Annotated in this window: 7 protein-coding genes and 2 pseudogenes; 5 read left to right on the plus strand and 4 right to left on the minus strand. The window is 68.8% G+C overall.

The window, feature by feature from the left end; all coding sequences use genetic code 11:
* Positions 1-25 precede the first annotated feature (25 nt).
* Positions 26-1,246 carry a hypothetical protein gene (locus tag ACIRB1_RS42025; protein ID WP_403469289.1) on the plus strand — a complete coding sequence of 407 codons (1,221 nt, stop codon included), beginning with the start codon at positions 26-28 and terminating at the stop codon, positions 1,244-1,246.
* Positions 1,243-1,539 (plus strand): hypothetical protein, encoded by a 297-nt coding sequence (locus ACIRB1_RS42030; protein ID WP_403469290.1) that lies wholly within the window; start codon positions 1,243-1,245, stop codon positions 1,537-1,539. Before ACIRB1_RS42025 ends, ACIRB1_RS42030 begins: the two co-directional genes overlap by 4 nt.
* A gap of 290 nt (positions 1,540-1,829) precedes the next feature.
* Here the strand turns inward: ACIRB1_RS42030 and ACIRB1_RS42035 are convergent, their stop codons facing one another.
* Both ACIRB1_RS42035 and ACIRB1_RS42040 read right to left on the minus strand, forming a co-directional pair.
* Complete coding sequence (locus tag ACIRB1_RS42035; RefSeq protein ID WP_403469291.1) at positions 1,830-2,696, minus strand: DUF1963 domain-containing protein; 867 nt, start codon at positions 2,694-2,696, stop codon at positions 1,830-1,832.
* A 964-nt stretch (positions 2,697-3,660) separates the two neighbouring features.
* Positions 3,661-4,074: a hypothetical protein gene (locus tag ACIRB1_RS42040; RefSeq protein WP_403469293.1), complete on the minus strand. Its 414-nt coding sequence runs from the start codon at positions 4,072-4,074 to the stop codon at positions 3,661-3,663.
* 101 nt (positions 4,075-4,175) lie between these two features.
* On the opposite strand from ACIRB1_RS42040, the gene ACIRB1_RS42045 reads away from it, so the two are divergent.
* Together ACIRB1_RS42045 and ACIRB1_RS42050 are read left to right on the plus strand one after the other, a co-directional pair.
* A complete protein-coding gene (locus ACIRB1_RS42045) occupies positions 4,176-4,493 on the plus strand; it encodes a hypothetical protein (RefSeq protein WP_403469294.1) in 318 nt (105 codons plus the stop codon).
* Positions 4,494-4,633: 140 nt separating this feature from the next.
* Positions 4,634-5,077: an ester cyclase gene (locus ACIRB1_RS42050; protein WP_403469295.1), complete on the plus strand. Its 444-nt coding sequence runs from the start codon at positions 4,634-4,636 to the stop codon at positions 5,075-5,077.
* 60 nt (positions 5,078-5,137) lie between these two features.
* Here ACIRB1_RS42050 and ACIRB1_RS42055 read toward each other — a convergent pair.
* Both ACIRB1_RS42055 and ACIRB1_RS42060 read right to left on the minus strand, forming a co-directional pair.
* Positions 5,138-5,515: pseudogene (locus ACIRB1_RS42055) on the minus strand (ATP-binding protein); the annotation flags it as partial.
* Positions 5,512-6,023, minus strand: a pseudogene (locus ACIRB1_RS42060) (Mu transposase domain-containing protein); the annotation flags it as partial. The pseudogenes ACIRB1_RS42060 and ACIRB1_RS42055, both read right to left, overlap by 4 nt.
* Before the next feature lie 391 nt (positions 6,024-6,414).
* Between ACIRB1_RS42060 and ACIRB1_RS42065 the strand changes: the two are divergent.
* Positions 6,415-6,969, plus strand: a complete 555-nt coding sequence (locus ACIRB1_RS42065) for a DinB family protein (RefSeq protein WP_403469296.1) — start codon at positions 6,415-6,417, stop codon at positions 6,967-6,969.
* Positions 6,970-8,317: the final 1,348 nt, after the last annotated feature.

Genomic DNA, 8,317 nt, shown 5'->3' on the forward strand with positions numbered 1-8,317 from the left:
CCCCTTCTCCGAAAGGGAACGGATCATGCCCCTGGCATCCCTGCTCGACCGGCTGGCGAGACCCGGCCTGGTGACGGCGGCCCTCGCGGCCGGCCTGCTGGCCCTGTCGACGACCACCGCCGGCGCCGCGCCCGCCCTCACCCAGATCAGCACCGATCCCTACACCAACTCCACCAGCCAGCACGCCACGGAGGTCGAGCCCGACACCTTCTCCTACGGCTCCACGATCGTCTCCGCCTTCCAGGTCGGCCGTTTCAACGACGGCGGCTCGTCCAACGTCGGCTTCTCCACCTCCACCGACGGCGGCGCCACCTGGACCAAGGGCTTCCTGCCCGGGATCACCACTCAGGCGGGCGGGACCTTTCAGCGGGTCAGTGATCCGGCGGTGGCCTACGACGCCAGGCACCACACCTGGCTGATCTCCACCCTCCCCATCACCTCGTCCGTCACCGTCCCCGAGGTCTTCACCAGCCGCTCCACTGACGGCGGGCTGACCTGGAGCAGCCCCGTGGTGACCGCGACCGGCTCCAGCCTCGACAAGAACTGGATCGTCTGCGACAACACCGCCACCAGCGCCTTCTACGGCAACTGCTACACCGAGTACGACAACAACGGCGACGGCGACCGTCTGAAGATGACCACCTCCTCCGACGGCGGGCTCACCTGGGGCACCTCCAAGAACACCGGCAACAACGCCACCGGCCTCGGCGGCCAGCCGGTCGTCCAGCCCAACGGCACGGTGATCGTCCCGGCCTCCAACGCCTCCGAGACGTCGGTCCTCGCCTTCAGGTCCACCAACGGCGGCAGTACCTGGACCTCGACCACCACCATCGCCACCGTCAGCACGTTCACCGTGCGCGGGAGCCTGCGCAGCGGACCGCTGCCCTCCGCCGAGACCGACGCGGCCGGGAAGGTGTACGTCGTCTGGCAGGACTGCCGGTTCCGCGCGAGCGGGGGCTCCTGCACCGCCAACGACATCGTGATGGCGACGACCACCAACGCCACCACCTGGTCGCCGGTGACCCGCATCCCGATCGACGCGACGACCAGCACCGTCGACCACTTCATCCCGGCCTCGCCGTCGACCCGGCCACCTCGGGCACCACCGCGCACCTGGCGCTGGCGTACTACTACCACCCGGTCGCCAACTGCACGGCCGCCACCTGCCAGCTGGACGTCGGATACGTCTCCTCCGCCAACGGCGGCAGCACCTGGACGGCGCCGACCCAGCTGGCCGGCCCGATGACCCACTCCTGGCTGGCGAGCACCACGCAGGGCTCCATGGTCGGCGACTACATCTCGACGTCCTTCTCCGGCACAACAGCACACCCCGTCTTCGCCGTCGCCTCGGCCCCCAGCGGGCCGGTCCTCAACGAGGCGATGTACACACCGGCGTCGGGCCTGACCGCGGCGGCCGGCACCGCCGCCGCCACGACCGCCACCGCACGTGACAACGCCCGCTCCGCCCGCCTTGCCGCGATCGCCTACGCACAATGGCTGGCCAACGGCGGCACCGGGGGCGGCGAGGACAGCCCCTGACCGACAGCCACCGACCCCAACAGCCGCCCCGGCACGACCTGCCGGGGCGCCCCCACACCACCTCCGCCTCCTGCAGCCGTGTCCCGCAGCGGGACGCGGCATCGCAGGACGAACACGACCAGGAACTGTCCCCGGTTGTACGCAAGCGGCCTCACGGAGGGAGCGGTGCGACAGGACTGCGGCGTGACACGTGCGCAACCCACCTACAGAGAGCGGGAGTTCACCGGGCGGCTGCGTCCTGGGCAGCGCGAACCGCCGGGGCCGAACGCGCGGGAGAAACCGGCCGCACCTCAGGGGTTCCAGTAGACGCCGGCGAAGGCCCGGTCCAGACGTCGCGCCGCCAGGTCCTCGCGCTGGATCACCCAGTGCACGGTGGAGCCTTCCCAGCCCGCCACGTCCGCGCCGGCGAACCAGTCGGCGAGCAGAACCCAGTCCGCAGGGTCGGCCGAGACCGGTCCGCCCCACATGCCCGCCTGCACCGCCTGCACGGCGGCTGACACGGCGTCCTCCACCGGATCGAGGTAGACGGCCTCCTCGTCCGGGTAACCCCCGATCTGGAGCGTCCCCGCAGGCGCGATGTCGTCCTGGGTCTTCTCCCAGACCCTGACGAGTTCCTCAGCCCGGGGGTGTCCCGGAATACAGACGGCGTCCTGTGCCCCCGGCAGGGTGACGCACGCGTGATACGGGAGCGACACGCCGAAGCTCGCGCGCAGCGGTCCCCGGGGGTAGCCGGCGAACATCGCGCGGTACTCCTCTACGTCCCCCGGGTTCCAGGACTCCTGCTTGTCCCGCTCCGTGACGGCCACGCCCGCGGGTACATACACCACGCGGCCCGCGGAATGGGGGTAGCGGCTCTCGGGCCAGGAGAAGAAGAGCAGGTGGCCCTCGGACGGCAGGGGCAGATCCGTCGCGCCGGCCGGCAGGGCTGCAAGATCGACGGACGCCACGAAGGGGTACGCGGGAGTGGGGACGCCGACGGGGAGAAGAAGCGGGCCCCCCAACTGGCCCACGACAGGCCCCGGCCCCTCCTTCACCGGTGCCAGGTTCACGCAGGGGCGGGCGAGGGACAGCCACCGCTCCACCTCTCCGGCCGGTATGCCCTGCGCGAGCGCCTCGACGCAGAAGGGACGTAAACGGGTACGCATCTCGGTATTCATGACCGGACTCCAAGGACTGTCTCCAGTGATACTCAAGCGGCTCAGGATAGAGACCGGTGCGACAAGACCGCAGTGCGACACATGCGCAACCCACCGACAGGAAGCGGGAGTTCACCGGACCGTTCCCGCCGGCAGGAACGGCCCGTACCCCGAACGACTGCGTGAACAGGCCGAAGCGAGGAGCCGGCGGCGGCGCGCCGGAAAAACCGGCAGCCCCCGGCCGTTCACACCGCAGCCCGCCCGGTGCGCGGACGCACCAGGGGAAAAGGCACCCTGGGCACCTGGGCACCCCACCAGGACCACGGTCCTGTCCGCGCCGACCTCGCCGGTGACCACGCCGATCGTCTTGCCGTTGATGCACCACACGATGCGGGAGGCGCTCCCGGTGGGAGACGTGCCGGCGGACAGACAGGCGAGCAGATCCCGGCCCCAAGAAACGCGAGGCAATCCGCAGCAGCCCTGGCGAACCTCACCACCCGCCCACAGCACCGGCCGCCACACCGCCTCCCGCAGATCCGCCACGGACGACGGCGCCAACGCCCCGGGAACCCAACCCGGCCAACGTAACGTCCGGTCGACTGCCGCCCACTCCCCCGGCGCCGTCCGGCAACAGAGCGTCTCCACCCACGCCGTGAAAAGCCTGTTCAGCCCGGCGAGAGGAACCGGGCCCTGACGGTGCGGAAGAAACGCCCGGTTGTGCCCCTGGAGTCCTCAGCCGAGACGGGGATCATCAGCTTCTCCGAGAAGACAGGCCGCAAAACCGTCCGCGGACCAGTACCCGCCGACGCCGTCACTGTCGGCAAACGGCTCGGCAAGACGCCGGGCCAGGTCGTCCTGCCAGTGTCGGGCCCCGTGCCGGAGCTCCGCGATACGGGCAGAGTCCAGACCATAGGCTCCGAACTCGGCATCGCTCACCCATGCCACCGATTCCAGGCGACCGTGCAGTTCCTGAACGTCGAACTCCTCAGGACAACGCGCCCCCCAGCGCCTCCAGCTCACCGCTGCCGAACCGCCCGGACGCCGCATGCACATCAATCACCTCGCGAGGCAGCCCGCAGTCCCCCAGCGCCCGCACCCTGGTCCCGACAAGATCCTCCAGAGCAATGACCGGGCCACACCCCAGCACCACCGGCGGCCGCCAGAGCACCTCCTCAAGGAGGCCGACTTCGCAGGACTGTCCGCTGCCGGGGCCGGCGGCCAGAAAGCGTGCCGTGAGAGGCGCGGCATGCAGCGCGGACACCTGCCAGCCGCGTGCACTCAGTCCTTGCGTGAGGTGACCGGCGATCTGCGCCAGCGCGGTGGGGTGGGTGGTGGCGAAGTCGAGATCCTGGCCGGGGCGACGGACGATGCCGTGCGCCTGGACCGCGCAGCCGCCCATGAGGGCGAGCCCGTAGGGGCGGCCCAGGTCGAAGATGCCGATAAGGAGCCGACGGTGGTGCGCAGGGAGATCCGGCAGCCCCGACCAGGTTGGATGGCTCCATGGCGAGACGGAAGCGGGAGAAGAAGGGGCGGCCTCCCTTCGACATGCCGCAGGGCATCGTGCTGTTCGCGACGCCGGAAGGCTGGCGCCACAGTGTCCTCACCGTGAACGGCGGGATGCACTGTGGGCGCCTCACCGACGTTCCGGTCAACGCCGGCCCGGCCGAGGCACGAGCCGCTGCGGCCGCCATGGTGGTGGGACTCGCACACGACTTCCACGAAGCGCGCGTCGACGTGACCTGGGATCCGCCACGGGAACCTGGGTCCTGGACCGCCCAGGTCACCGTTGCCGCGTCCCCGCCGAACGCCTTTGGTTAAACGACAAGATCAGTGCCTGTCTGCGAACCGGCTGTCCCTCACACTGCAGGCTGCAGCGGGCAGCGGGCCATCGCGATGCAGCGGGGTGAACAGGCGCAGTGCCCGGTTTGTGCCAGGTTATGGACGGCGAGACTGAGGCCATGAACACCTCGGAAACCACCCTCACCAAGAACAAAGACCTTGTGCGCGCGTTCATCGACGCGCTCTTCACCAAGGGCGACCTCAGCGCGGTCGACAAGTACCTCGCCGAGGACTTCATCGACCACGACCCTCCGTTCAACGCGCCTGCCGACCGTGAAGGCATCCGCTCCGCCGGCGCGCTGTTTAGGGCGGCATGTCCGGACTGGCACAGCGAGCCGCACCTGATGATTGCCGAGGACGACCTGGTCGTCGAGTACTTCACCGCCAGCGGGACGCAACGCGGTGAACTGCTCGGAGTACCGGCCCCGGCCGAAGGCCGCCCCCTGACCCTGCACGGAACCAACATCTTCAGGATCCGGGACGCACGCATCGTCGAGCGGTGGAACAGGCCCGACGAACTCGCCATCCTGCGCCAACTGGGGATCGCCCCAACGCAGACATAGCGCCGAAGCCACCGCAGCCGGCCGCTGCGGCGAGGCAACACCGCAGCGTCTTCATGGACCGGCGACGGCCGAGAGCGCGACGGCGATGCGGGTCTTGCCGACCCCGGGCGGTCCCAGCAGGGCCGCGTTGGCCTCGGCCTCGACAAACGCGAGAGTGGCGAGGTCTTTGATCTTGCGGGGATCGAGCTCGGGCTGGAAGGAGAAGTCGTACTCGTCGAGCGTTTTGTGGTGGGGCAGTTTGGACAGCCGCAGGCCCTGGCGGAAACGCCGGTCGTCACGAATGGCGACTTCCTCGGCCAACACGAGGCCGAGAAAGTCCAGGTAGCCCATCTTGGCCTCGTCTGCCCGGCCGGCGTACTCGTTCAGGCTCTCGGCCAGGCGGGGCAGGCCAAGCTTGGCGGCCGTGGTGCGGATTCGCGTGCCGACCAGCTCGCTCAACCGGGCTCCTTCTGCGTGGGGTGGTCGGTGAAGGGACGGGTGCCGGTCAATTCGTCATAGACCGACAGGGGTCTGCGGCCGACCTCGACGCGGACGGCCGCGGCCCGGTTCAGGAGAACCATCAGCGAGCCGGCCCTCTCCTCGCCAAGTGCGTTCTGATGACGGGGCTGCGGAGGGATGTCACCGGTCGTGGTCCGTCGGTTACGGCCGTCGGGAAGACCGTCCCAGTGCTTCTCGTCGACGACGCAGGCTCCGCGGCCGACGGCCCTTGGGTGGATAACCATCAGGGTGTCGCCGTTGGCGTCAGGGACAGTGGAGTGCAGAGTGACCTGGGACTTCGTGGCCCTGACTTCCACCAGCTGACGCGGGCGGACCTTGCGGACCGGAACCGAGTAGAGGTTAACGTCGAAGGCGACCAGGCAATCCTTGCCGACGTAGCGAAGGTGCCTCTGAGTGCCACGTAGTGTGTCGCCGGCAGGGGCCTGAGGGCCATGTGGTCGCGAATCGCGCAGTGCTGTCGGCGTACGCCCGAACGTACCCAGGTAGGTACATACGAACGTCCCCAGCCTCTCGGTGGTCGGGGCCGGGGCCGTCCGGGCTCTGATCTGAGGAACATGCTCAACGGCCGCTGGCGAGCATCCAGATCCAGACGGCCGTGAACAGGCTGCCGTCCGCGAGTCGAAACGCGACATCCCCAATCCGTCTCCTGGTGAGATCGATTCGTGCCGCCATCGGGGCGTCCGGAAGGTAGCGCACTGGACCCCACCGCCTACGGGAAGCTCCTTGTCTCCGGATGACCCGGCCTCGAACGTGCGCCGACTACCCTGCGCATCAACGAGGTCGACCACCGCGAAATTAGGCAGTGCCATCCCCCGGAACCACCCTGCCCTGGAGCTGACATGGCTGACATGATCGTGCCCGAACCCGTCACGCGCGACATTCTCGCGATCTTCGAAAACGTGCGATTCCGGCTGTTCGAGCGCCTGGAGGGCCTGACCGACGCCGAGTACCACTGGGAGCCGGTCAGCGACTGCATCAGCATCCGCCCCGGCGACGACGGTGTCTTCCGCGTCGCCACACTGTTTCCGGAATCGAGTCCGGAGGCACCCGATCCCTTCACGACGATCGCCTGGCGCATCTGGCATATCGGCAGCCTCTGCCTGCGCGGCTATGTGATCCACTTCTTCGAGGACGTACCCGAGCTCGGCGACCGCCACGAGTGGCCGGGCACCGCGAAAGAGGGCGTCCAGGCGCTGGCCGAGGACTGGGAGCGCTTCATCTCCCGTATCGCAGCCCTCGGCGACAAGCGCCTCCTGGCGCCGATAGGCATGGGCCCAGGCGGTTGGGCCGATGAGACCTACCTGAAGCTCGCGCTGCACGCTCTGAAAGAGGTCACACATCACGGCGGCGAGATCGGCCTGCTGCGCGATCTGTACCTGCGCGAAGGCGTCTGATTTGGCGATGGGCGACCTTGTCCGGCGGCCGGGGTGCGGTCGGCCAGATCGTCGATCCGGTGGCGCTCGTCGAGATCGATAACGTCGCGGGTCACCGGGTGCCGTGCCCTGGGCGCTGTGGCGTCCGGCGAACTGAGCACGTTCGTCTGTACCCGGCTGGGGAGCAGGACGCGTACGCCGACAAGTGCCCGATGACTTCGCCGTGGGTGCCATGGGACTTTGCCCCGCGCAACGGCACCCAGGCGTTGAAAGCGGAGACCCGCGTGACATGGCACGACGTGATCACCGCCGTCGCCTACGGGAGCAACCTGCAAAAAAATCGGCTGCCCCCAGTGCCAGAAACCCATCGACACCACCTGGCGGACCAACCAACGCCAGGCCCACTACACGGGCGGCCTCACCACACCCACGACCGAGGTCCCCTGCCGTGGAGGATCCACCACCCCGACGCCGGCATACGACTGGCCTTGCGGCTCCGCCCGCTTCCAGACCACCCTCCGCAACCCCGAACACCCCCGGTCCAGCCCGGACGAACCGACCACACCGCGAAAACCGGCTGAGCCACCCGCTGAAACAGACCCGGGCCCACACCCAAACCCGACAGCCCAGCCCACCACCCACCCCCACCACCCACTGCCCGACGCGCGCCCCGGGCCGCAGCCAGAGGGCAGAAGGCAGAAGGCAGAAGGCAGAACGGTATCCGCCGCGGCCAGGGAAGGAATCCACACCCCCCGGTCAGCCCCCCGGCAACAGCCTCCGACGAGCAGCCTCAAGCCGCCGGTCACAGTCAGCCACGAACAGCCCAGCCAAGCACCCTGCCGAGCGTTCCGGCCATCCGACGGACCGGCACCCACACCGCCGGATCATCCACCACACGGCCCAGACCCGTCACCTGAAACCCCTCCCACCACTACGACACCACCAACACCCCACCGCCCATAAGCCTGACCGCGACCTGGTCATCACCCATACACACCCCTCCCCCTCAGCCCACCCACCCACCGAACCCGGCCCCCGACCACACACAGGAACACCCCCGACGGACCCCGCCGCCCCCGCACCAAAGAACCAGCCCCACACAAACCAACCACATACATACACGCACAAATCGCCCTAAATAGGGACTATCTGAAACCCGCTACGGAAACCCGGCCCCGCCCCCAGCCCCGCAGCCGATCACCGCACGCCCCCCGCCCCGCCCCAGCAAACGCCGTAGACTATACGAACTGGACGGTATTTTTACCCGCACCACAGAACCCCGCCACGAAAGAAGCCACCCCATGCCCCAACCCAAACAAGACCGCGCCATCCGCACCCGCCACACCATCCTCATGGCAGCCGCCACCGT

It is taken from the genome of Streptomyces sp. NPDC096013, from assembly GCF_044763565.1.
GTDB lineage: Bacteria > Actinomycetota > Actinomycetes > Streptomycetales > Streptomycetaceae > Streptomyces.